The sequence below is a fragment of the Flavobacterium sp. genome (genome assembly GCF_050696275.1).
Lineage (GTDB): Bacteria > Bacteroidota > Bacteroidia > Flavobacteriales > Flavobacteriaceae > Flavobacterium.
In genome coordinates, this window is sequence record NZ_JBOGUT010000021.1 from 44693 (window position 1) to 68884 (window position 24192).

Genomic DNA, 24192 nt, shown 5'->3' on the forward strand with positions numbered 1-24192 from the left:
TTTTAGTGTTTTATCTTTTCTTTTTTAACGCTGTTAAGATGGCTTCGCCAACAGCATGAGCAGAAGTAGGGTTTTGACCGGTTATAACTCTTTGGTCAGTCACAACATGTTCTTGCCAAAGTCCGGATTTCTCAAATTTTGCACCACGTTCTATTAATTTGGTTTCAAGCGGAAACGGAACTATTTTTTCTAACCCGACCGCTATTTCTTCTTCATTGGTAAAAGCATTGATTTTTTTTCCATCAACTAAATAGGTTCCATTATTGAGCTTAATGTTGACCAATCCGGCCGGACCATGACAAACAGCACTTACGATGCCATTGTTTTCGTATATTTTTGCTGCAATCTTTGCTAATTCCGTATTGTCTGCCAAGTCCCACATCGCTCCATGACCACCAGCATAGAATATGGCAACATACTGTTCTGTTTTTACTTCGGAAGGTTTCATAGTATGCTCTATTTTATTTCGATAATCAACATCTTCCCAAAACTTTTTATTAATGGGATCTTTCAGATCAAAGCCATCAACCGGAGCTTTACCTCCTTTAGGGCTTACAAAATCAATTTCATAACCTGTATTGCGCAGTACTTCCCAAGGATGCGAAACTTCTCCTAAATAATAGCCGGTTGGTTCTCCTGTATCTCCTTTTTTGTCGTGGCTCGTTACCACAAATAATATTTTTCCGTTCATTTTATTTGAATTTTTAGTTTGTGCTGTTGCTTGATTTTCTACGGAAAAAATAACGCAACCTACAATAGCCATTAGTCCTGATAAGAATGCTTTTTTCATTTTCAGATTGTTTAAATGTTGTTAAACAAAATTACAAACAAGTTGTGAAGGGATATAGGAACTATATCACCATTTTTGTGTGATGTACATCACGGGAATGGGGGAATTAATAATGCAACTGTTTGTTAATATATTGATTAGTAGTTTATTAACAATCGATCTGTTTGTCGAATATCTTTTGTTCTTTGGTTTCGGTAAATCCGATTTGTTGGTAAAAGATATGGGATTCTTTTCTTTTTGTATTGCAGCGTACTCTTATTTTCTGGCATTCTTTTGATTTAGCCCAAGTATTAATTTTACCAATTAACAATTGACCAATTCCTTTTCTGCGATGATTTTCATCAATAACCAGCCCGCCAATTTCAACAAAAAAATCAGATTCTACCTGCAAGGAATGGAAGGCGTGAATCCATCCTATTACGACATTGTTTTCCTCAGCAACAAATACGCAATTATCGTTGTTTGCCAATATTGCCTCAAGTCTTTTCTTTATTTGGATTTCATTGGTTTCATACCCTAACTGTCTGGAAAGTTCCACTATAAACAAACTGTCATTTACCTTGGCATTTCGTATCGATAGATCCATTTTTGATGCTGGTTTAGTCTTATTAAAAGAAAAAATTAATATGTTTTCTGTGTTTGTGAAACCCATTTCGGAGCGTCGTTTATATCTTGTCTCAGCAATAAATTTAATTGCCCCACATGATGTTGCACATGACGCATATTGTAAAGTAACATTTCGAAAATACTATAATTTCTGTATTCATTTATAAATCGTTGTTTTGCCTTTTCTTCGGTTAAACCATCAATTAAATCGAAACATTTTTTACGGGCAAATTCCAAATAATCCAGCAATTCTTTTTTGCTGTACACTTTGTCAGGATAAGCACCATCGGGATCAAATTCGGATAATGTAAAAGGAGATGGAGGCATAAAATTTTCAGGCTCCTCAGACAAATAGTAATCCAGATAAAATATCGTATGATAAGACGAATACCAGTATTTGATGTGCGAATTCCATAAATCTTCTGGGCAGATTGTAATAGCATTTCCGAGCATATCGATGGTCGCTCCGAATTGTTTCCATAATGATTCCCGTAATGATGCGTCCATAGGGTTTGAGGAATTGGATTTTGGTTATGCCAATTGGGTAAATTTAAGAAAAAGTAGGCAAGAAAACAGAGCCTTTAGTATTTAATCGAAGACCAATATACCCAGGCTATGAAAAACAGCTGCAAAGGAATTCGGAACCACAGGTAATTTGGCCCCGGGCCATCAAGAGTCCCTTTTTGATAATCGATATGTTTTATGGCCGCATAAATATTAGCGGGAAGCATGATAATAAAAAACAGTAAGAGTATCCATGCGGCATAGATTCTGGCAGGAGAGATAAGCAATCCTATCCCTAGAAAGATCTCCAAAACTCCTGTGAAATAAACAAGTTCTTTTTTGAAAGGAAGAGCATCAGGAATCATCATGGTCATTCCTTTTGTGAAGGCAAAGTGTCCTATGGCCGTAAAAAACAGCATCACGCACATAGCAATCCTTGCGGATAGTGGCAATACATATTGGTCAAAGAGGAGTTTCTGACTCAAGAAAGCCACAAAGAAAGTAACAAGCAGAACAAATAATGGTTTCATGGTATAGTTATTAAAAAAACTTCTTTGGATAAGTTCGGAGAAAAAAATGCTCAATCTGAATTAGGAAAGAGAATGAATCAGTTTTCCAGGTCTTTGCTTTTAAGATTTCTCTTCTCTGTTTTATTGAATTTATCAAGATCAGGAGAAGCATTTACCTTTGACAGGAAAGAAACTGTTCCTGTAGTATTATATTTGTTTGTTGCTAAAGCTACTCCGCAAAAAAGCCCAATAACAGCTATTAGTATTCCGAAAATCAATCCTATTGTATTTTGAAAATTGTAATATAGGATGCAGCCTAATCCTAATCCGATTAAGGTAGGGGAAATGGCGATTTGAAACCAGCCTATAATTTCTGTTATTTTTTCAATTATTCGGATCATGTAATGCAATTTGGTTTTACCTGTAATAGAATTGATGTAAATCCCTGGCGTTTTGGCCGGAGAAGAAATCAGTTTGTCAAAAGTATTGATTAAACTTTAATCTGCAAACGTTACAATCAGGTTTTAGATTTTAGCCGGCTCAACGTTTCCTGAGAAACATTAATATAAGAAGCTACTATTTTATTGGGTAATCGCCTTACCACAGTCGGATTAATTTTAAGCAACTGGTTGTATCTTTCCAAAGCATCCAGTGTAGTAAATGACATAAGCCTGTTGGTATTGTTTACATATGCTTTTTCCAAGTACTTGCAGTAAAATTGCCTCCATTGCGGAATAATTTCCATGAGATGTCTAAAGTCCTGATGATTGATATATAAAAGCTCAGATTGTTCTATGGACTGAATATATTCGGTAGAAGGCAGTTCAGTTATGAAGCTGACCAAAGCAGTGGCAAACTGATTTTCGAAAGCAATATACCTTGTGGTATCTTTTCCTTCTTCATTTACAAAAAAGATCCTTAAACAGCCTTTGCCAACGAAGAATGTTCGTTGACTAACCTGTCCTTGCGACAGTAAAAAATCATTTTTCTTTTGATTTATCGGCTTAAAATAAGAGAGAATTATTGTCAAATCTTCTTCTGTAACTTCGATGATCTTTTTAATGTAATCAGAAAGCTGTTGTTTTATCATATGTGACGGTATAGTCCTTTATAAATTTACGGTAATAAATAATATCCTCAATAGATACGACTGCTATGTCGTGCCGAGCTGCAAAAAGACTTATTTCCGGCTGTTTGGCCATAGAGCCATCAGGATTCATTAATTCGCACAGTACAGCTTGCGGATGTAATTGGGCTAATTTCATTAAATCAATGCTTCCTTCCGTATGCCCATTTCGTTCCAAGACTCCGTTGTCTTTGGCTCGTAAAGGAAAGACATGACCTGGCCTTGCTAAATCTATAGGTTGTGCATCCTTATTAGAGGCTACTTGTATGGTTCGGATTCTGTCCAAGGCTGAAACTCCTGTTGTTACCCCTTTTTTTGCTTCTATAGAAATAGTAAAAGGTGTTTGAAAATGACTTGTGTTTTCAGTCACCATATAAGTCAAATCTAGCGAATCGGCTTTTTTATTAGTCAGACAAAGACAAATAATTCCGCTGCATTCCCGGATCATAAGAGCCATATCGGCAACAGTCATACTTTGAGCAGGAAAAACAAGATCAGCTTCGTTTTCCCTATTCTCATTGTCCGTAAGTAAAATTCCTTTACCGTTTTGAAGCTGTCTGATAGCATTTTCTACACGTACTTTACTGCTATTCTCTAATTGAGTTTGTAGGTTTGCTGGATTGACTTTCATTTGGGAAGAATTACTTTTTCGGCAAATTTTCTTGCGCTGGGAATAATCATAAAGGCGGCAGCATAGGCAACAGGAAGCATAACGCTCCAGGCTTTTAAGAATTTCAGAAACCAGTCTTCTCCAAAGCCGTAATTTCGAATGAGCCCTACAAAGGCCATAATGAGAGTCATTGGGATAACCACAAACAATGTGTTGATGTACTTAAAATGTTTTCTTTTCATTTTTCAAATCATTTAAAAATTAATAACGATGCAAAGATGCAATGGCGATTAATTTTAAAGTTTGATATAAGTCATTAAATAGAGTTGAGGTAATAATTAGGATGGCTTTTTTACATATTTCTTTCCACAATTATTTCACCTTGGTATTTAGCATCAACAATCAGTAGTAATAACGGTTGAGTGGAGTAAGATTGCTTTTCGCCTTCTTGTACATCGTAGTTCAAAATGATGGCGTTGTCTTTTTGTTTTAAAGTAACGGCAGAAAGTTTAGTTTCCAAATCTGTAACAGGATTTACAATTGCAATGACATATTGCTTAGTAAAATCGATTGATGTGGGTTTACCGTCTTCTTTCATTGTTCTAGCTATACCAAAGATAGCGTCAAATGCCGCCTGTGTGCTTATTTTTGGATTGGTTAGCTGGTCTTCTTTGAAGGTGTTTTTGACAAAATAATTTTTAGCCTCTGTAAAAGGAACATCAGCCGCAACATTAGATACTGCAACAGTTTCAACAGTGTTTTTCGGTTTTTTTTCTGTACTGCTTTTTTCTGTTTTAGGGTTGCAGGAAGCAATTGTCAGGCTAGAGACCATTGCTGCGGTTAAAATTGTTTTTTTCATTTGTCAGAGGTTTTGATATTTTACTTTTTGGATACGTTTTGTTTTTCCAGAATAAAAATAAACATAAAAAACGTAATTAAAATAATAATGAATTGAAAATCGTAATGCGCTGTGATGTCTTTTAAATAAAAGGGTTTTGAGTTAAGGAGCAGTTATAGGCATTTTAAAATTAGATTATTAAAATTGTATTGAATATATTTGGCAAACCAAAAAAAAACAACTGATTATGAATAACTTAACTCGTTTTTTAGCATTGCTTACCTGTACCTGTGTTTTTGGGCAAGGAAAAGTCGCTGAAAAAGTGCAGGCATTGCATCTCTCCAAGACCAATTTTGCCAGTATTTCTCCTTTTCAGGCGAGTACTGATAATCCAAGTACCAAAATCCAAAATACCGTAGCGGAAGCTCAGCTGGCAACCATTAAATTTTCTGTTGTCAATGATGTAGTATCGAAAGCGTATGAAACTATAGAAGTTGAAATTCCATACCATGGCAAAAATATAAAAGTGGAACTTTATAAAGTGAATCTTTTTGCTCAGGGTTTTCATGCTGATACTGATAAACAAAAAAATATTCCTTATACACCAGGGGTGCATTATCGCGGAATTATTAAAGACGAGCCTAATTCGTTAGTGTCTTTTAATTTTTTTCATGATGAAATTAATGCCATTGTTTCCAGTCACAACTTGAGCAATCTTGTCATTGGGAAAATTGATGAAACCGGAAATACAGCAAATTATATCATTTACGAAGATCAGAAAATGAAAGTTGCCAATGATGCCGAATGTAAAACTTCGGATGTTATTGATAAAGATGTTGAAGAGCAATTACGAGAAATACAATCTCCTTTAAGCGTTAAATGTGTGACAACGTATTTTGAAATTGATAATAACCTTTATGTTTCAAACGGAAGTAATACCGGAAATACACTAAACTGGATGACTTCTGTTTTTAATAATATGCAAACGTTATATAATAATGACGGAGTTACGGTAACATTGCAATCAACGTATATTTGGACGACAGCTGATCCGTATAATGGAATTGGAACAACTTCAGGGGCTTATTTGTATAAGTTTAAAGAAGTTCGTCCGGCTTTTGATGGCGATGTCGGACAATTGGTGGGAATAGATCCCGGAGGAATGGGTGGAGTTTCTATGGGAATTGGAAAACTTTGCACTGCAGATAATTATGTGTATTCCGATGTATATTTAAGTTATTCAAGCGTTCCGACTTACTCATGGACTGTTCAGGTAATAACGCATGAGTTCGGGCATAATGTGGGATCACGCCACACGCACGCCTGTGCCTGGAACGGAAATAATACGGCTATTGACAATTGCGCACCTTATGCCATAGGCGCGACAGCCGAAGGTTATTCCTGTATGACGACACCAGCTACCATTCCAAGCGGAGCTGAAGGTGGGTCGATTATGAGTTATTGTCACTTAGTGGGAGGTGTTGGAATTAATCTTAGTAACGGTTTTGGGCCTCAGCCTGCAGCCGCCATTTTAAATTTTGTCAATTCCAGAACCTGTTTGAGTGCTGATTGCACTAATTTATGTATTAATGGTGTAGCTTCAATAAATCCTGTCTTCAATGCTAATAATACCAGCGCAACAGTTACTTGGAATGATGTTACTGCCGAAAGTTCATGGCAGGTTGCTGTCTTGCCTTTTGCAAGTAATGCTCCTGTATGGAATTCGGTTACTACTAACAGTTACACCGCCAATGGACTTTCTCCGAATACTTACTATAAGTTTAGGGTGAAACCTGATTGCGGTAGTATGACGCCAACAACGAAAGAGTATATCTTTCTGACACCAGCTAATTATTGTAGTGGTATTACGCTTACCGATACTGGTGGTGTTGTAGGAAAGTATGGTAATAACCAACAATTTGTTCGGACGATTGTCCCTAATCTTCCAAATCAGAAAATAAAATTAGAGTTTTCAGCTTTCTCTTTGGAACAGGATTATGACTATTTGTATGTGTATGATGGTTCCAGCACAGGAGCTGATTCATTTGAACCGAATGGATATACTGGAGCCAGTATTCCGGGGCCATTTGAATCTACAGCAGCGGATGGAGCTCTAACAATTCGTTTTTTCTCTGATGGAGGAGAGACTGATTTAGGTTGGGTAGCAACAACCTCCTGTCTGGCTAGTTTAGGAGTTGAAGAGCATAGTTATATTGATTATGCCTATTATCCAAACCCAGCAAACGGAATTGTAACCATTAATTCCAAAAACTATATTTCAGGAGTAACAGTTTATAATATCGAAGGAAGATTACTGTATTCATCAGAAGTAAATGGCTTGACAACACAGGTTGATCTAGCCGGATTTTCTGCAGGAACTTATTTCTTTAAGATGAAAGTAGAAAATCAAATAGTAAACTTTAAGGTCGTTAAATTATAACAGAATAAAGAACCCGCTAACATTAATTAGCGGGTTTTTTTATTTAATATATGAACAATCTCTTCTTGCGTTGGGGTATATGTATTCTTTTTTGAGTACACATTTCAGAAGATTTTGCCGGAGGTTTTATTAGTAATTGAAAGTTTAATTTAGAGTTGAATTGCTTTATTTCGGGTTTTTAATTGATGCGCTATTTCCCAAAACAGAATGGATAGGATAATGTTGCTTAAAATAGCTGTGAGAATTCCATAGGGATCGGCATTTGGGAAGAATTCAGCAGCGCCAATTTGAACAGCCGAGTATAGACTTAAAGAAGCTATAAATAAAGCAATGGTTATATTTAGGATGGGTTTCAGTTTCAAAGTGATAAAAGCGTTAAGAGTATTCAGTAGGAAAAAACCAGCTCCAAGGGTTAAAAGAACACTGTCTACATGCAATGCTTCGTCAAGCTTTATAAACAATTCAGTACAAAGCAAATACAGAACAATCAAAACAATATAATTTAGGATTCGGAATTTAATTTTCATGGGTGCTTGGTTTGGAGTAAATTCTGAAACAAATTCTATGCCAATCGGTACATTTTTCGGGATACATTTTTGCTTCCATCGTTAAGGGGATACCCAATCACTTTGATTAATTCAGGAAAAGCAATATCAGCAGTTTACTTTTAATGCGATTTGGGCTTCAATATTTACTTTTACATTCTCCCATTCTTCTTGTAAAATACTGTAAAAAGACGTATTTCTTGGTATTCCGTTAGGCTCTATCTTATCATTTCTTAAAATCCCTTCAAATACTCCTCCAATTTTTTCAATGGCTCTTCTGGAACGCAGGTTATTGTCTTTTGCTCTAAACTGAACCCTGTTAGCTTGTAACGTTTCGAAACAATGCTGCAGTAATACCAATTTACATTCCAGGTTGATTGCTGTTCCCCAAAATTCTTTCATAATCCAGGTAACGCCTATTTCCAGTTTTTTATCATTGGGATAGATGTCAAGCAATCGTGTCGTCCCTATAATCTGATTGGTAAGGTTATAAACAATGACAAAAGGATACACAGAACCGTTATTTCTTTCCTCCAAAGCTTTGTTGAAATTGGGATAAAAAATCTCCTCAACCGAATAATCAACAGAAGTAAGTTCCCATATTTCTTTATTGGAAGCGGCAAGGAATAATTGGTCTAAATGCTCTTTTTCCAAAGGAAGCAATGTTATTTCATTGCCTTTTAATACTAAAGGATGCTGAATCCAATGGTTTTTCATGTGTTTTTATGGGTAAAGTTAAATTTCGCTTGGAATATAGGGTCCGCCTGTTTCTCCCCATCCCCAAGTAGGCATAGGTTCGTTTGTGTTCATAGGATTTTCGGTTAGTTGCGAATTGATAACAGCCAGTCTAGTGCCCCATTCAATATAACCTACAAAAGCAGAACGGAATTCGGAATCGCTTTTCAAGCCTATTTCGTCTGCAGTCTGAAGCAAAAGATGTACCCAACGCTGGCGTTTTTCTTCGGTCAGCATTTTACCGATATGTTTCCCAATCATAATGGTATGACTACCATTATCCTGTGTTGTGTAAAGGTTGTCGCCACCAAAAACCTCAGCAACAAAATGCGCCACCTGTTGTACATGATCCGGTGACATGTTTTGAAAGACTTCGCCTAATAAATCATCTTTAAGTACCTTAGTATAGAACTTTCTGAAAAGTGTTTCAAAGGTTTGATGGTCGCCTGCCCATTCAAATAAAGTAGGTATTTTGCTCATCTTTAGTTTTTTTGCAGTGTTTTCAATAATTAGCAGGAGGTTTTTCACTCCTGCGCAAATTTAAGAAAAAGAATAGGAGTATGAATTTTTTTCTTTTAAAGTAAAGTCAATCACTTAGAAGAATATTGAATAAATAAAAATAATGCTCCTAATTATTATGGTTTAATAATCTGTCCGGTACTGGCGCCAAAAATACTTTTACGGAAACCAAATTCCAGCTCTTTCATCGTTACAGGGATTTCACCTGGAAAGTAGGGGAAATAATCAGGTGAGTTTTCTATAACCGTTGGACTTACGGCATTAATTCGAATACCATTTTCCAATTCAATGGATGCTGCGAGGACAAAAGCTTCAACCGCGCCATTAGCAGCCGATGCATTAGCAAAGTTTTTCTGTGGGTCACGTGCCAGGACTCCTGTAGTTAGTGTGAAAGAGCCTTTGGGATTGATGTAGTGTTGCCCAATAAGCACTAAATTGATTTGTCCCATCATTTTGCCTTCAACACCCTTTCTGAATTCTTTATCAGTTAAAGTTTTCAATGGGCCAACATACGTCGGACCGGCAGTTGAAATCAATGCATCAAAAGGACCAGCCTGTTTGAACATGTTTTCAATAGATTCAGTTGAGGTGATATCTGTTGGGATATCGCCTTCATTTGTAGCTACTTTGATAATTTCATGTTCTTTTCCCAAAGCGCTTACTAAATATTTTCCCATGGTGCCTGTTGCACCCACAATAATGATTTTCATATGCTGTAAAATTTAATTGTTTTCTTTTGTCTTTTTTGATTTCCTGAAGTTCGGGATAATTTTTGTGTTTACAAACAGTTGGTTTAGGTACAGCGGATTTTACGGAACGCTTCCTCAATAATTATTCCTTCCAGTTTGACGTTATTGTCTGAATTTTAATGAAATGCCAGAGAAAATAAGAAGCAATTAAAAAAGACGGCTTGAAAGTAATTTCAGTCCGTCTTTTTAGGTTTTATCTTTTATAATAGGCAATTATACTCGCTTTTGCCAATGTATTATTCCAAAGGTAGAAACCAACAACCGCCGGATTTGTATTTTCAGTAAGCCCTAATTTTTCGGTTTTTAAAGCATAAACGGTGATGATGTATTGATGTAATCCGTGACCTTCGGGAGGACAAGGACCGCCAAAACCCTTAATTCCGTAATCGGTTACACTTTGAATTGCTCCTTTGGGAAATAAATCAGGTTTGCTATTTCCTGCGTTGGCTGCTAATTCGTTTGCGTTTGCAGGAATGTCAAATACAACCCAATGCCAAAACCCGCTTCCCGTTGGCGCATCAGGGTCATACATTGTTATTGCATAACTTTTGGTTCCTTCAGGAGCGTTTTTCCAGGATAGTTGAGGTGACTGGTTATTCCCAGAACAGCCAAAGCCATTGAATTCCTGCATTTTTGTTAATTCTCCTCCTAAATCTTTACTGGATAATGTAAATGTTTTTTGTCCGAAAAGGGTGCTTGAAAAAATTAAAGACAGTACTAAGATTAAACTTGCTTTTTTCATTATAATTTAAATGTTTAAGGCAAATTTAGATTGACAAAGACTAAGGGATTATAGCACAATGTTCAAAAACTATCGCTAAAAGCTCAATTTTTCTGATGGAGTTTCGGTGTAACGCCGTATTTTGATTTATAGGCCTGAATAAAACTGGACAAATTTTCGTAGCCGACTTCAAAATAGATTTCAGAGGGACTTTTTTGCGCTGCATTAAGCAAATAATATGCATATTCCAGCCTTTTATTTTGGAACCATTTCATAGGAGATTCAGAATACTGTTTTTCAAACTCTCTTTTGAAGGTAGACACACTCATATCGCACAAAAAGGCAAGTTCTTTTAATGTTAACTTATTCAATTGATTGCTTTCAACGGTGCGGGTAAATTTTTGTGCCACATTACTGCTGCTTGTGATTAATGAATGGAGAAAATTAGTACCGTGTATTTCTATCAGATAAAGCATTATTTCCTCGAATTTAACTTCTAATAACTTCTTCTGTGTGTTTTTTGAAAGTTTGGAAATATCCGATAAACTGTTTGCAAACCGCTTGATAAATTCATCGTATCCGAATGAGAAAACAGCGTTATGGCTAGTGGATCCAATGCTGTTTAGTTCAAACTTTCTAATGAATTTTAAGGTAATTTCATTTGAAAAAAATAAAAGTACGCTTCTGTAACTTTTTATGTCGGAAAGTTTTTCAGTCATTAAGCAATGTCCTGATTTCATGATTAGAAATTTGGAATTGTTGATTGATAAAGAAGAGTTGTCGAAAACGACTTCTTTTGTGCCTTCAATTAAAAAACTGAATGTATTTTGGTTTAGAACTATCTGCTGTTTGGAAATCTCCTGAGAACTGCGATAGTCGAAAACCTTTACAGATTGTGAAGATTCCAGAGGCAGTTCGTCGGGAAGTTTAATTATGTTCATTCTGTTTTGTTTACTGCTTCAAAATATACTTCGCTCAGGTATTGGTTAATGGAATCAATAGGGTATTTTGCTTCCTTGAATCGATTGAGTTGAGGATGATTTTTATAGCCCTTGGTTTTTCCCTCCAGAACATGTTTAGCCAATAATGTTTCTCTCCATAACGCGACCAGTGCTTTTGTATCAAGGTATTTTGGATGTAGTGACCAAATTCTCATTTGTTTTTTATCTTAATTTAATAGGGTTTATGAGAGGCTGTAATTAATTTTTCCATTCTACGTAATTGGAGAGACCATTGTTATCCCAATCTATTTTTAAGGAGTCTTTAGTTACGTTTTTGATTATACCAACAGATACAAAGTCATTGTAAAAAACTTTAATGGTGTCTTCGTTAATGATATAAGGCATATCTGCGTTGCCGTCATAATCTACAACATAAAAAGATTTTTTAGACAAATCAAAGTCAGCATGAGGACCTTCAGGGTCGCTTGTCCAAATTCTATATAATAATTTTAAATCAAATTTCGATTTAATCACCCTGCTTTGTTTTGGCCGTTCAGTATTCTGCTCATTTTCGAGAGCTGTATTTGTTTCGGAAACGGTTTCTATTGTTTTATTTTCACTATTTAGTACTGTTTTGTTTTCGGAATTAATTTCATTTGTGTTTTCTGTTTTTTTACAGGAAACAACAAGCATCAGGCAAATAAAAAGAAGGTATTTTTTCATTAATTATTTAGTTTTTACGACTGTTTTCTGCAATTGTACGCCAGCAGCGTTGTAAAGATATTTAATTCTGTTCGTGCTGCCAAATGAGATGGCTGTAGGCTATGTTTGTGACCTGTTTGCTGGTAATTGGGTAGGGTATTGCATTAGGACGGCACCTTTGCGGCACTCTAACGGCACTTTGATGGCACTTTAACGGCGCTTTAACGGCGCTTAGTAGAAATTTAAAAAAGGCATAAAAAAAAACTAACGGCATGGTTAGGATTTTCTATTTGAAACTATTTTTTTTAATTCGATTTTATACTCTGCATTATCTGACATGTTGTTGTGTCCCTGTCCGTTTAGAGTTATTAATATGTCTTGCGGCTTAAATTGTTCTTTCAGTTTTAGTGAAGAGCCATAATAAATTACCTCGTCTTGGTTTCCGTGAAATAGTACAACGGGCATTTTACAACTCTTTAGATATTCATTAGTTGCCAACTTATATTTTAAAATAAAAGTCGGAACAAAAGAAAATCGTTGCTTCATCATATCTGTTAAGTTGTAATAAGGAGCTTGTAAAATCAGCATCTTCGGATTGTTCGATGAAGCTAGTTTAGCAGCCAGTCCTGTCCCTATGGAATAACCTAAAATGATTATTTTGTCTTCGGTATATCTTTTCTTTAATTCATTGTAAACAGTTTGATTGTCTTCAAATAATTGATTTTGATTGCTTATTTGTCCTTCGCTCTTTCCGAAACCTCTGTAATCAAGCATAAAAATGTCATAATTTAAGTCAGTATATGTTTTTGCGACTTCGCCCCATGAACTCAAACAGTCAGCATTTCCGTGTAAATAAAATATAAGTCCTTTTGAATGATCGGCTTTGAATAAAAGTCCATTCAAGAATTTCCCATCATTTGTTTTACTATATAATTCTTCAAAATTTTGTCCGAAATGGAATTGGTAATTCTTGTCCAGCTTCTGAGGAAAGAAAATGAGTTTTTCCTGAAAAAAATAGAGAAGACCACATAAAACGATGTAGAGTCCAACCACCATTTTCAATATTTTTAAAAGTCCTTTTTTCATTGTTTAGAGTTTCATGAAAATGTGATGGTATAGTTTTATATTTTACTTGAATCTGTCACTTTGTTTCTTTACATAGTTTTGAAAAACGTACTTCCACGGAATAATAAAAGGCATGATGACTACACCCATACCGCAAGCAAATATCGATTCTTTTGTTTCCTCATTCAATTGACCTTCACTCCACAATGGCAGTGCAATGGCTGTTAGCCAGACTATTTTCCAAGTCAGCTCGAATAAAAGTAAAGGAAGCATTTGAAGCGGATATCGCAAACCAAGAAGTGCAAGCAAAGATAATCCTCCCGGTAAACTAGAGGTGTCACCATATTTAAGTGCCCAACTACTCGAGTGATGAATAAGATGTGGCCAGATGACAAAAGCCAACCCTACGATAATAAGTAGATAACCAACCCGCATAAGATTAAGACGTACTACTGATACTTCGTTCATATTGTTTGGTTTTAGTGAATATTGAATTGCTTCAGTCTTTGTATTTGGATGGATTTCCGAGTGCAAAGCTTCAATTTATTAGGATATAAGCCAGGTTTTTCAAAAAGGCTTGTTGTCTAAATACCCTTATGTATTTCAAAATTATAAAATTCAGTTTTAAAAGTCGTCAATTTTATTTTCCTATCTCGTCTATTTCCGAAGTTCTTTTTTTACTTGGTTTATTCTGCATTAGTTTAAAACTATATTTTATCAGGAAGTATAGTACTGCAGTCATAAATAATAGAGTTAAAAATGAGCCTAAAGTATATGGAATTCCTTGAGAGATAGATTTTTGAAATTCTTCAGTACAATCTTCAATGCAAAGAAATGCTGCTCTCAATGTTGCAATTGATAGAAGTAATGCGAAGAGAAGCATAATGCCTCCAATAATTATTTTTAAAATTCTCATGGTGTATTTAGGACTGATTCTTATGATCGCTGTTTGTGGCGGTTTTGTTTTTTAAATATTGGTTAGTGCGGTTTTTACAAGTTTTAAATTTCTTGCTTTTAAGTAGTCACTGCAAGAGGAACAAAAAGCTTTTTCCTGATCAGTTGGGTTACCACCTTCAGCTGCTCTCATTAAACAAGTTTTATTTTTACAATGAGGAAGGCCTTGTGTATGCCCAAGTTCATGCAATGCGACTTTATGAAACTGTTCGGTTTTGTTGTTTTTTGATAACCTGAAATTTGAGATAACACAAGCATTTCCGGGACGAAAGGCAAGTCCCATTACTCCCCAATCTTTGTTTTTTACTTTCGTTGTGCTTATGTCTTTTTCAGACAATCCAATGATTACGGAATCCTTACCAATTTCTGATCCCAGAAACTTTATTAGTGAATCTGCCCGATACCTGTTTCTTGGTTTGTAAAATGTTTCGGTAGGAAAAGGGATGTTTTTTCTTAGAACAACTTTTGGGTTGATTTTTTCAATTTCTTTGAAAATCAATTTTGCTTCACTATTTGAAAATTCTCCAAATGGTTGAATCACGACTACTTTTTCCTGTTTTGCGAGTGGTGTGCAATTAATAAAAATACCTATTAGCAGTAACCAAAAGAAAGCTTTCATTTGTTTGGGATTTGTTTTTAATTTATTCGGGCGTATTGCGAACGATTCTCGGCTATTGCAGAATGTTTATTTCTGCTAAAGAGGGTGAAAACGGTTGTTGTGTTCAGTTTAATTTAGCTTATATATTTCTTGGTAAGTTATATGCCCTTTTCTGCTGATTGTAAACAACGGTATTCCATTTTCGTCTAATATGATGCCAACACTTTCGTCTTTTTTAGGGAAGTATATTTGGTAAGCACGTCCATCATCTACACGGATTCCGTAAGTTTCTAATGAGTTTTCCGTTGTAACCGAATGTTGGGTGTATTCGTACTTTTTGGATTTACCGGTACTGTCTTTAATGGAAAAATTTGTTGGTGAAAAAGTAATTTCAAACTTTCTTCCATTTGGATCCAAAGCGCTCCATTTTCCCTGATAAGTATCAGAACCTTCGCAAGAAAAAAGGGTTGTGACTAGTAAAAGAAGAAAGAGTTTGTGGAATTTTTTCATCGGACTGGTTTTTTAAGATTGTGCGCAACATTGTGTCTTGATTTACGGTTGCGAAGTTTGTAAAAGTTGCTTTCGGTAAAGATACTCTATTTTGTAATCTGACAAAATACGTGGTGGAGATGGCGTTTCTATTCTAACTGTTTTACTTCCAAAATACCAACATTAATATTCAATATTTAGGTTTCTTTTTGCTAACGGGAAAAGGTCAAGATTATTAAGACCAGTAATAGTGTTAAATTGCTGTTTGCATTAAAACAAGAACGTGATTATTTGATGTCAACTGCTCTCATACTATTTTCTTTTATTACTCCTCTAAAATCTCCTTGCAATTTTCTATTTTTGCACCACAACACAACAAAATCATGTACAAACAACTCATTCGCCCAATACTTTTCTGGTTTGATCCGGAGAAAGTGCATTACTTTACCTTTTCGGCTGTTCGATTGGCTAGCAGAATTCCATGCTTTTCATCGCTTTTTAAATCCATTTACGGAGTAGATGACAAACGTTTAGAGCGTGAGGTTTTCGGACTCAAGTTCAAGAACCCTGTAGGTCTTGCGGCTGGTTTTGATAAAGATGCCAAACTGTATAAGGAATTGTCTGATTTTGGTTTCGGTTTCATAGAAATAGGGACGCTTACGCCAAAAGGACAAGAAGGGAACCCTAAAATCCGTTTATTCCGTCTGAAAGAGGACAGTGCTATTATCAACCGTATGGGCTTCAATAATGGTGGAGTAGAAGAAGCTGTAATCCGTTTGAAGAAAAACAATGGAGTTCTTATTGGCGGAAATATTGGTAAAAACAAAGTAACGGCTAACGAAGATGCTGTAAAGGATTATCAGATCTGCTTTGAGGCTTTATATGATTACGTTGATTATTTTGTGGTCAACGTAAGTTCTCCAAACACGCCTAATTTAAGAGAATTACAGGATAAGGAGCCATTAACGAAGTTGTTGCAGACGCTTCAGGATATGAATATGGCAAAAAACAGTACGGAAGAGGGTAAAAAACCAAAACCGGTATTGCTTAAAATCGCACCTGATTTAACAGACGAACAATTGTTGGATATTATTGCTATTGTAAAAGAAACTAAAATTGCCGGTGTAATTGCCACTAATACTACAATTTCCCGTGAAGGGCTTCAGTCAGTTAATAAAATTGAAATGGGAGGGTTGTCAGGGAAACCTTTAACGAAACGCTCTACTGAAGTTATTCGTTTTCTGTCTCAAAAGAGTGGCAACGCATTCCCGATTATCGGAGTGGGCGGTATTCATTCTGCTGAAGACGCTATCGAAAAGCTGGAAGCAGGTGCAAGTCTGGTGCAGTTGTACACAGGATTTATCTACGAAGGGCCGGCTTTAATCAAAGCCATCAATAAAAAGATTTTAGAAAAACTATAAAACTTAGTATCTTTAGCTCCCGAAATGCCGGAATAAGAACTAGAACTACAAAGTCTTCAATGGAAAGAGTTAAGATTATCGAATGTCCACGAGATGCTATGCAAGGCATCAAAGACTTTATACCTACTAATAAAAAGGTGCAATACATCCAATCGTTATTACGAGTGGGTTTCGATACCATAGATTTTGGAAGTTTTGTTTCTGCTAAGGCGATACCGCAAATGCAGGATACCGCAGAAGTGCTAGCGCAATTGGATTTGTCGAATACTCAAAGCAAATTACTTGCTATTATTGCCAATACACAGGGAGCGGAGAATGCTTCCCTTCATAAAGAGATACAATATTTAGGTTTTCCTTTCTCTATTTCAGAGAATTTTCAGATGAGGAATACTCATAAGACTATCGCCGAATCTTTGATAACGCTTCAGGAAATCTTAAACATTGCTGACAAAACCAATAAAGAAGTGGTAACCTATATTTCTATGGGCTTTGGAAATCCGTATGGTGATCCCTGGAATGTAGAGATAGTAGGTGAGTGGACAGAAAAACTGGCGACTATGGGTGTCAGGATTCTTTCACTTTCTGATACTGTGGGAAGCTCCACACCGGAAGTAATTGATTATCTTTTTTCGAATCTGATTACGAAATACCCTAATGTAGAATTTGGCGCTCATCTGCACACTACTCCTGAAAAATGGTTCGAAAAAGTGGATGCAGCCTATAAAGCTGGATGTCGTCGTTTTGACGGAGCAATTCAAGGCTTTGGCGGATGTCCAATGGCCAAAGATGATTTGACAGGAAATATGCCTACCGAAAAAATGCTGTCTTATTTTACTGCACAAAAAGCGGATTCAAATTTGAGTCCCATTAGTTTTGAGAGTGCTTATAATGAGGCTCTTAAGATATTTACAGTATACCATTAACAATCACTCTGGATTACTTATTTAAAAATAATCTAAATTATTCTTGGCTTATTTAGAATGAGTATTTATATTTGCCGCGTAAATTATTTTAATTCAATCTAAATAAAATAGGCAATATGAAATTTAAAAATGTCCTTTTAGCAGCATTACCTGTACTTATGTTAACTTTTGCATCTTGCTCAGATAATAATGATGAGCCACAAGAAGAGCAAATTACAGTTTTACCTTACACAGTACCAGCTACATATGATTTTTCAAGAAACACTACTACTTCTGTAGCTCATGATGATCAGAAAACTCGTATTTTGATGCTTACAGAAATTAACGGTTACATTACTTCTGGAAAGGACAACCCTTTAACATCTACTAAATTGGCTCAAATGTATGCAAATACAAATGCTCAATTTACAACTCTTTCTTTAGTAGGTATTGCTCCTTCTATTAACTTAAAAGATAAAACAGCTACTTCAATTGGTTGTTTTAACGGAGGAAATACAGAGTCAACAGCAGTTCAGGGAAATTTCCAATCTACATTTGATGTTGCTGTAGCGGCGAGTCAAACAGGAGCAACTGCTTCAGCAGGTGTTGCAGGTAAAAACGGAACAAGACTATATGGTGCTGACGGTTTAGAGCCAGGTCAAGTTGTAGCTAAAGGAATGATGGGAGCTCATTTTATGGATCAGGTTTTAAATAATTTTTTAAATACAGTTGTTTTAGATGCAGGTGATAACCGTTTGAACAATGCAAATAAAGTATTGGTAGCTGGTAAAAATTATACTGAAATGGAGCATGCTTGGGATCAGGCTTACGGATATATTTACGGAGCAGGTTTAAATGCTTCAAACAAGCCTTATTTCTGGGATAGTTATATTGATCAGGTTAGTTCACAAGTTACTTCTTTTAATGTATTGAAAACAAATATTAAAAATGCATTTATTAAAGGAAGAGCTGCTATTACAGGAAATGATTATGCAGTAAGAGATCAGCAGATTGCTATTATTAAAGAGAATTTTTCTAAAATCCCTGCTATCAGAGGAGTGCATTATTTGCAAAAAGGGAAAGCTGATTTAGCTAATGGTATAACTGCTTTTCACGGATTATCTGAAGGTTACGGTTTTATTATGTCTTTAAGATATACAAATAATCCTGCTACTAATCAACCTTATTTTACTAAAGCGGAAGTAGATGTAATGTTAGGTAAATTAAGCGGTGGTACTGTAAGTCAGCCAGGTTTATGGGACGTAGATCATATCGGAGCTAAAATTGATGAGATTTCAAATCAAATTGCAACAAAATTCGGTTTTTCAGTTTCTGACGCATCTCAAGGATAATATATAGTTAACAACTTAATAAAATTACAAAAGAGTAGGAGATGAATTTCTTCTGCTTTTTTGTAGTTTTGCAAAAAAATAAAGAAAGATGAAGAAAATAATTTTATTTCTGGGGACTATAGCGTTCATAGCGTCATGTTCTTCCAATAGTGATGGTACTTCAGACTCTGATAATGGTTTTGATAAAACAGCCATGTTGACGAATTGGGCTGATAATATAATTATTCCTTCTTTTCAAAATTACCAGTCAAAAGTAAATGCGCTTTCAACAGCCACTGCCACTTTTACAACAACTCCAAACGATGCTAACCTGGAGGCGTTAAGAACCAACTGGCTGGAAGCATATAAAGCGTATCAGCATGTTGCCATTTTTGAAATAGGTAAAGCAACGGAAGATATGTATAGTTTGAGAATGTTCAGTAATACCTATCCTTTGCAGACAGGCCCAAATGCTGATACTGGAGATTTAAGCGGCGTAAATGAGAATATTGCTTCAGGAACGTATAGTTTAACAACGATTTCCAGTGCAGACGAACAGGGATTTCCTGCTTTAGATTATATGTTAAATGGATTAGGAGCTGATAATACGGCTATTTTAGGTTTTTATACTACAAATGGTAATGCATCAGGTTACAAACAATACCTTACAGCCTTGACAAACCGACTTAAAACGATTAGCGATGCGATTGTTGCGGATTGGACGGCAAATTTCAGAAATACTTATATCAGTAGCAATGGAAGTTCAGTAAACAGTTCGACAAATGTTACTGTAAATACTTTTGTAAAGGTGTATGAAAAAGATATCCGTGCAGGTAAAGTCGGTATCCCGGCGGGAATATATTCCAGCGGTACAACCTATTCAAATAAAGTTGAGGCTCTGTATAAAAATGATGTTTCTAAAATTTTATTGAATGAGGCTATTCAGGCATCTAAGGATTTCTTTAACGGGAAACATTTTAATAGTGCAGCCGAAGGACAAAGTTTAAAATCCTATTTAGATTATCTGAATACGGTTAGAAGCGGTCAAAAATTAAGCCTTATCATTAACAACCAATTTGGAACGATAAATACGTCAAACAATTTGTTGAGCGACAGTTTTACCCAGCAAATTGCTAATGATAACAGCAAAATGATTACTGCCTTTAATAGTATGCAGCAAAATGTACTTTATTTTAAACTGGATATGATGCAGGCGCTGAATATTTCTGTTGATTATGTTGATAGTGACGGAGATTAATAATGAATCAAAGATTAGATAAATATCTTAATAAAAACTCAAATGCCACAACGCTAGCTTTTTTCAGGCTGGCGTTTGGTTTAATGATGCTTTACAGTATCATCCGTTTTGTCTGTTATGGCTGGATTGAAAAACTGTATATTAAACCATTGTTCCATTTTACTTATTACGGATTCAGTTGGGTAAAACCATTGGGAGAATATACCTATCTGTTGTTTTTTATTTGTGGGTTAGCCGCTTTTTTTGTTGCTATTGGCTACAAATACAGAATTGCAGTTATTACCTTCTTCCTTACTTTTTCCTACATTGAGTTAATGGATAAAACCACCTATCTCAATCATTATTATTTTATATCTGTAGTAAGTTTTATCCTTATTTTTCTTCCGGCTAATGCTACTTTTTCTGTTGATGCCTGGAGAAATCCCAAAATAGCTTTTCAGAAAGTCCCAAGCTGGACTATCGATATTCTGAAGCTAATGTTAATCATCGTTTATTTCTACGCAGGATTGGCAAAACTCAACTCTGATTGGCTTCTGGAAGCCATGCCGCTTAAAATCTGGCTGCCTGCCAATATGGATTTGCCGGTTATCGGTTCTTATTTAAATAAAATCTGGGTGCAGTACACCTTCAGTTGGGCAGGTGCTATTTATGATTTGACCATTCCTTTTTTACTTCTTTTCAGGAGGACAAGAATTTTTGCTTTTGTGATAGTGGTTGTTTTTCATGTAATGACCAAAATACTTTTCCCAATAGGTGTTTTTCCTTATGTGATGATTATTAGTACGCTGATTTTCTTTGAAGAGGGTTTTCATCAAAAATGCCTCAGACTGACAGCCGCTTTTTTTAAAGTGAATTATACTGTTTTTGAAAACGGTTTATCCAAAGTTTACGTAAATGCTAAAATAAATAATCTGAAGTTAGGTATTCTGGCAGCTTTTATGATTTTCCAGTTGTTCTTTCCATTTCGTTACCTGCTTTATCCGGATGAATTATTCTGGACAGAAGAAGGCTATCGTTTTTCATGGCGCGTCATGCTGATGGAAAAGGCCGGTTATACTCAATTTACGGTTACAGATGCCATAACCGGAAAAACAATCCATATCAATAATAATAATTTTCTAACGCCATTTCAGGAAAAACAAATGGCCTTTCAGCCTGATTTTATAGTCGAGTATGCTCATTTTTTGCACGATTACTATGAAAATACAGGTTATAATGACCCAATTGTAAAAACAGAAAGTTATGTAGCGCTAAACGGAAGGTTGAGCCAAAAATACATTGACCCAAATATAAATCTTGCAAAAGAAAATGATTCATTCAAACACAAAAACTGGATTCTTCCATTCAACGATGAAATTAAAGGATTTTAAATATTTTATAGTAGTATTATTTGCCACCAGCGCTTATTCACAATATAATTTTTCGGGGACGGTTTCGGATATTTATGGAAAGAAATTAGCCGGAGTGGAAATATATAATAAAACCAATGGCAGCATTACAAAATCAGGTTCTAACGGAACATTCGATGTGGTGCTTAAAAGTCAGGGGGAATATGTTTTTATCTTTTTTTCCGAAAATTATGCCATGACAGAAAAGAAGGTAAGCATTTTAGAGAAAACGAATCAGGAATCTATTGTTTTGGCACCATTGAGCAAACAGCTTTCGGAGGTCGTAATCAGCAGGCAAAGAGAACAGTTGTCTGCCGTCAGAAAACTGAAAGATATCGAAGAAACGGCTATTTACGCAGGGAAAAAAACAGAAGTTGTCACGATAGGGAAACTTACTGCAAACAAAGCAACCAATAATGCCCGTCAGATATTTTCCCAAGTAGTAGGACTTACGATTAATGAAAATAGTGATGGAGGATTGCAATTATCGATTGGAGGTCGCGGATTGAATCCAAACCGTACCTCTAACTTTAATACCCGCCAGAACGGATATGATATCAGTGCCGATGTTTTAGGGTATCCTGAAAGTTATTATGCCACACCAACAGAAGCATTGGAAGAAATTCAGATAGTCCGCGGCGCTGCTTCATTGCAATACGGAACACAATTTGGAGGGATGATTAATTTCAAATTAAAAAGCCCAAGTTCAAAAGAAATGGAACTGACAAACAGAACTACCGGAGGTTCTTATGATTTGTTTACCAACTTTACAAGTCTCAGCGGAACAAAAGGGAAATTCAGTTATTATACTTTTTACAATTACAAGCAAGGAAATGGATTCCGTCCTAATTCGCAATTTGACTCCAAGGCATTTTTTGCTAACCTGAACTACCAGTTTACAGACAGAACATCACTGCATTTTGATTATACACATTTCGATTATCTGGCAAAACAACCGGGAGGTCTAACAGATTCAATGTTCGAACAGGATCCGTCACAAAGCAATAGAGATAGAAACTGGTTTGCGATTGACTGGAATTTATTCTCGTTGCGTCTGAAACACAAGTTCAAGCACGATGCTGAATTTTCATTGCAATTATTTGGTTTGGATGCCAGCAGAAAAGCTCTGGGTTTCCGTTCCAATCGAGTAAATAGTGTAGACAAGCCGAATACCGAAAGGGATTTGATTTTAGGAGATTTTGTCAACTGGGGAGCTGAAGCCCGTTATTTGAAAAAATACAAAATGGGGCAAAATACTAATGCCTTATTGCTTGGCGGTAAATACTATCAATCTAAAAATAGCGGTATTCAAGGGCCAGGAAGTTCTGGTAATGATGCTAATTTTAATTTGGCTACCGATGAATTTCCTTTGTATGCAAACCAATCGGATTATGCTTTTCCAAATTTAAATTTTGCTTTTTTCGGAGAAAATATATTTAGAATTTCACCTTCTTTTTCAATTACACCCGGATTCAGGTTTGAAAAAATCAGAACAAAAGCGGAAGGTTATTATAGAAGAATAAATCGTGATTTAGCTGGCGGAATCAATGAAGATGTTATCATTAATGAGAATAATGTAAAAGACAGACAATTATTGTTGTTTGGAGTAGGCGTTAGCTATAAACCATTGAATGGTATTGAAGTATATGGAAATGTTTCCCAGAATTACCGTTCAATTACATTTAATGATATAAGAACTGCTAATCCAAGTCAGGAAATAGATGCGGATATTACTGATGAAAAAGGATATACTTCTGATATTGGTGTTCGCGGAAAAATCAATGATAAATTGACTTTTGATGCCAGTATATTCGGATTGTATTATAATGACAAAATAGGAGAGTACGAAGATAAGGGAGTCAATGCTTTTCCGGTTCGTTTCAGGGATAATATCGGAACGGCCTTTACTTATGGATTTGAAACTATGTTTGATTGGAATATCGCGAAAACATTTTTGAAAGAAAAGGAAAACCTGAGCTGGAATTTATTCTCCAATCTGGCTATTACAGGTTCTCAATATTTGAATGCATCTGTTGTAAACCGTCATGGGAATGTCATTAAATTTAAAGGTAATGAAGTGGAATTTGTTCCTTTGTACAATCTTAAAACAGGTACAGGTGTTGGCTATAAAAATTTCTTATCCAGTTTACAATTGACTTATGTTTCCTCGCAATTTACAGATGCATTAAATTTAAAGACAAATGACAGCGGTATTACGGGGGCAATTCCTGCGTATTATGTTTTGGATTTTTCCGCCTCTTATAAATGGAGTAAGTTCAAATTAGAAGCCGGAGTAAATAACTTTACAAACAATTGGTATTTTACCAGAAGAGCAACAGGTTATCCTGGACCAGGGATTATTCCTTCGGAGCCAAGGGCGTTTTATACCACTTTGGAATTTGTTTTTTAAAGATAAGTTAAAAGGGTTTTTATAAGAAGGATAATTGTGCT

At 35.7% G+C, this 24192-nt stretch carries 29 protein-coding genes; 7 read left to right on the plus strand and 22 right to left on the minus strand.

Annotated features, from left to right (window positions below; translation table 11 throughout):
* Positions 1 to 10 precede the first annotated feature (10 nt).
* From ACRDEC_RS11595 to ACRDEC_RS11635, 9 genes are all read right to left on the minus strand, one after another.
* Positions 11 to 790: a type 1 glutamine amidotransferase domain-containing protein gene (locus tag ACRDEC_RS11595; protein ID WP_431498511.1), complete on the minus strand. Its 780-nt coding sequence runs from the start codon at positions 788 to 790 to the stop codon at positions 11 to 13.
* 148 nt (positions 791 to 938) lie between these two features.
* Positions 939 to 1376, minus strand: coding sequence for a GNAT family N-acetyltransferase (locus tag ACRDEC_RS11600; protein ID WP_431498512.1), 438 nt, complete (start codon positions 1374 to 1376; stop codon positions 939 to 941).
* Positions 1377 to 1411: 35 nt separating this feature from the next.
* On the minus strand, positions 1412 to 1903 hold the full coding sequence (locus tag ACRDEC_RS11605; RefSeq protein WP_431498513.1) for a DinB family protein: 492 nt from the start codon (positions 1901 to 1903) through the stop codon (positions 1412 to 1414).
* Between the two features lie 74 nt (positions 1904 to 1977).
* On the minus strand, positions 1978 to 2430 hold the full coding sequence (locus tag ACRDEC_RS11610) for a DoxX family protein (protein ID WP_431498514.1): 453 nt from the start codon (positions 2428 to 2430) through the stop codon (positions 1978 to 1980).
* 77 nt (positions 2431 to 2507) lie between these two features.
* Entirely contained in the window at positions 2508 to 2810 is a 303-nt protein-coding gene (locus ACRDEC_RS11615; protein ID WP_431498515.1) for a hypothetical protein, read from the minus strand.
* A gap of 116 nt (positions 2811 to 2926) precedes the next feature.
* A complete protein-coding gene (locus tag ACRDEC_RS11620) occupies positions 2927 to 3499 on the minus strand; it encodes a Crp/Fnr family transcriptional regulator (protein WP_431498516.1) in 573 nt (190 codons plus the stop codon).
* Positions 3477 to 4166, minus strand: coding sequence for a 3,4-dihydroxy-2-butanone-4-phosphate synthase (gene ribB, locus ACRDEC_RS11625; RefSeq protein ID WP_431498517.1), 690 nt, complete (start codon positions 4164 to 4166; stop codon positions 3477 to 3479). Before ribB ends, ACRDEC_RS11620 begins: the two co-directional genes overlap by 23 nt.
* Positions 4163 to 4387: a DUF2798 domain-containing protein gene (locus ACRDEC_RS11630; RefSeq protein WP_431498518.1), complete on the minus strand. Its 225-nt coding sequence runs from the start codon at positions 4385 to 4387 to the stop codon at positions 4163 to 4165. Before ACRDEC_RS11630 ends, ribB begins: the two co-directional genes overlap by 4 nt.
* Before the next feature lie 110 nt (positions 4388 to 4497).
* Positions 4498 to 5004 (minus strand): hypothetical protein, encoded by a 507-nt coding sequence (locus tag ACRDEC_RS11635; RefSeq protein WP_431498519.1) that lies wholly within the window; start codon positions 5002 to 5004, stop codon positions 4498 to 4500.
* A gap of 226 nt (positions 5005 to 5230) precedes the next feature.
* On the opposite strand from ACRDEC_RS11635, the gene ACRDEC_RS11640 reads away from it, so the two are divergent.
* Positions 5231 to 7423 (plus strand): M12 family metallo-peptidase, encoded by a 2193-nt coding sequence (locus ACRDEC_RS11640; protein WP_431498520.1) that lies wholly within the window; start codon positions 5231 to 5233, stop codon positions 7421 to 7423.
* A 149-nt stretch (positions 7424 to 7572) separates the two neighbouring features.
* Here ACRDEC_RS11640 and ACRDEC_RS11645 read toward each other — a convergent pair whose 3' ends face one another.
* From ACRDEC_RS11645 to ACRDEC_RS11705, 13 genes are all read right to left on the minus strand, one after another.
* Positions 7573 to 7950: a hypothetical protein gene (locus tag ACRDEC_RS11645; protein ID WP_431498521.1), complete on the minus strand. Its 378-nt coding sequence runs from the start codon at positions 7948 to 7950 to the stop codon at positions 7573 to 7575.
* 126 nt (positions 7951 to 8076) lie between these two features.
* On the minus strand, positions 8077 to 8685 hold the full coding sequence (locus ACRDEC_RS11650) for a GNAT family N-acetyltransferase (protein WP_431498522.1): 609 nt from the start codon (positions 8683 to 8685) through the stop codon (positions 8077 to 8079).
* Between the two features lie 18 nt (positions 8686 to 8703).
* Positions 8704 to 9183 (minus strand): group II truncated hemoglobin, encoded by a 480-nt coding sequence (locus ACRDEC_RS11655; RefSeq protein WP_431498523.1) that lies wholly within the window; start codon positions 9181 to 9183, stop codon positions 8704 to 8706.
* A gap of 155 nt (positions 9184 to 9338) precedes the next feature.
* Positions 9339 to 9932, minus strand: coding sequence for a short chain dehydrogenase (locus tag ACRDEC_RS11660; RefSeq protein ID WP_431498524.1), 594 nt, complete (start codon positions 9930 to 9932; stop codon positions 9339 to 9341).
* Positions 9933 to 10164: 232 nt separating this feature from the next.
* A complete protein-coding gene (locus ACRDEC_RS11665; RefSeq protein ID WP_431498525.1) occupies positions 10165 to 10713 on the minus strand; it encodes a YbhB/YbcL family Raf kinase inhibitor-like protein in 549 nt (182 codons plus the stop codon).
* An 83-nt stretch (positions 10714 to 10796) separates the two neighbouring features.
* Positions 10797 to 11633, minus strand: coding sequence for a helix-turn-helix domain-containing protein (locus ACRDEC_RS11670; protein ID WP_431498526.1), 837 nt, complete (start codon positions 11631 to 11633; stop codon positions 10797 to 10799).
* A complete protein-coding gene (locus ACRDEC_RS11675; RefSeq protein WP_431498527.1) occupies positions 11630 to 11848 on the minus strand; it encodes a pyrimidine dimer DNA glycosylase/endonuclease V in 219 nt (72 codons plus the stop codon). Before ACRDEC_RS11675 ends, ACRDEC_RS11670 begins: the two co-directional genes overlap by 4 nt.
* 43 nt (positions 11849 to 11891) lie before the next feature.
* The gene (locus tag ACRDEC_RS11680; protein WP_431498528.1) at positions 11892 to 12356 is read right to left on the minus strand and encodes a hypothetical protein; all 465 of its coding nucleotides are present in this window, start codon (positions 12354 to 12356) and stop codon (positions 11892 to 11894) included.
* A gap of 255 nt (positions 12357 to 12611) precedes the next feature.
* The gene (locus ACRDEC_RS11685; protein WP_431498529.1) at positions 12612 to 13421 is read right to left on the minus strand and encodes an alpha/beta hydrolase; all 810 of its coding nucleotides are present in this window, start codon (positions 13419 to 13421) and stop codon (positions 12612 to 12614) included.
* 42 nt (positions 13422 to 13463) lie between these two features.
* Complete coding sequence (locus ACRDEC_RS11690) at positions 13464 to 13934, minus strand: hypothetical protein (RefSeq protein ID WP_431498530.1); 471 nt, start codon at positions 13932 to 13934, stop codon at positions 13464 to 13466.
* A 106-nt stretch (positions 13935 to 14040) separates the two neighbouring features.
* Positions 14041 to 14316 (minus strand): hypothetical protein, encoded by a 276-nt coding sequence (locus ACRDEC_RS11695; RefSeq protein ID WP_431498531.1) that lies wholly within the window; start codon positions 14314 to 14316, stop codon positions 14041 to 14043.
* Positions 14317 to 14367: 51 nt separating this feature from the next.
* Positions 14368 to 14973, minus strand: a complete 606-nt coding sequence (locus ACRDEC_RS11700) for a matrixin family metalloprotease (protein WP_431498532.1) — start codon at positions 14971 to 14973, stop codon at positions 14368 to 14370.
* 108 nt (positions 14974 to 15081) lie between these two features.
* Complete coding sequence (locus ACRDEC_RS11705; protein ID WP_431498533.1) at positions 15082 to 15462, minus strand: hypothetical protein; 381 nt, start codon at positions 15460 to 15462, stop codon at positions 15082 to 15084.
* 362 nt (positions 15463 to 15824) lie between these two features.
* On the opposite strand from ACRDEC_RS11705, the gene ACRDEC_RS11710 reads away from it, so the two are divergent.
* The 6 genes from ACRDEC_RS11710 (at position 15825) to ACRDEC_RS11735 (ending at position 24151) form a co-directional block, all read left to right on the plus strand.
* Positions 15825 to 16862: a quinone-dependent dihydroorotate dehydrogenase gene (locus ACRDEC_RS11710; RefSeq protein ID WP_431498534.1), complete on the plus strand. Its 1038-nt coding sequence runs from the start codon at positions 15825 to 15827 to the stop codon at positions 16860 to 16862.
* Between the two features lie 59 nt (positions 16863 to 16921).
* Positions 16922 to 17785: a hydroxymethylglutaryl-CoA lyase gene (locus tag ACRDEC_RS11715; protein ID WP_431498535.1), complete on the plus strand. Its 864-nt coding sequence runs from the start codon at positions 16922 to 16924 to the stop codon at positions 17783 to 17785.
* A 116-nt stretch (positions 17786 to 17901) separates the two neighbouring features.
* Complete coding sequence (locus ACRDEC_RS11720; protein WP_431498536.1) at positions 17902 to 19116, plus strand: DUF4856 domain-containing protein; 1215 nt, start codon at positions 17902 to 17904, stop codon at positions 19114 to 19116.
* An 88-nt stretch (positions 19117 to 19204) separates the two neighbouring features.
* Positions 19205 to 20353 carry an imelysin family protein gene (locus ACRDEC_RS11725; protein ID WP_431498537.1) on the plus strand — a complete coding sequence of 383 codons (1149 nt, stop codon included), beginning with the start codon at positions 19205 to 19207 and terminating at the stop codon, positions 20351 to 20353.
* A gap of 2 nt (positions 20354 to 20355) precedes the next feature.
* Positions 20356 to 21723: an HTTM domain-containing protein gene (locus ACRDEC_RS11730; RefSeq protein WP_431498538.1), complete on the plus strand. Its 1368-nt coding sequence runs from the start codon at positions 20356 to 20358 to the stop codon at positions 21721 to 21723.
* Positions 21704 to 24151, plus strand: coding sequence for a TonB-dependent receptor domain-containing protein (locus ACRDEC_RS11735; protein ID WP_431498539.1), 2448 nt, complete (start codon positions 21704 to 21706; stop codon positions 24149 to 24151). The genes ACRDEC_RS11730 and ACRDEC_RS11735 overlap by 20 nt, the downstream gene beginning before the upstream one ends.
* Positions 24152 to 24192 lie beyond the last annotated feature (41 nt).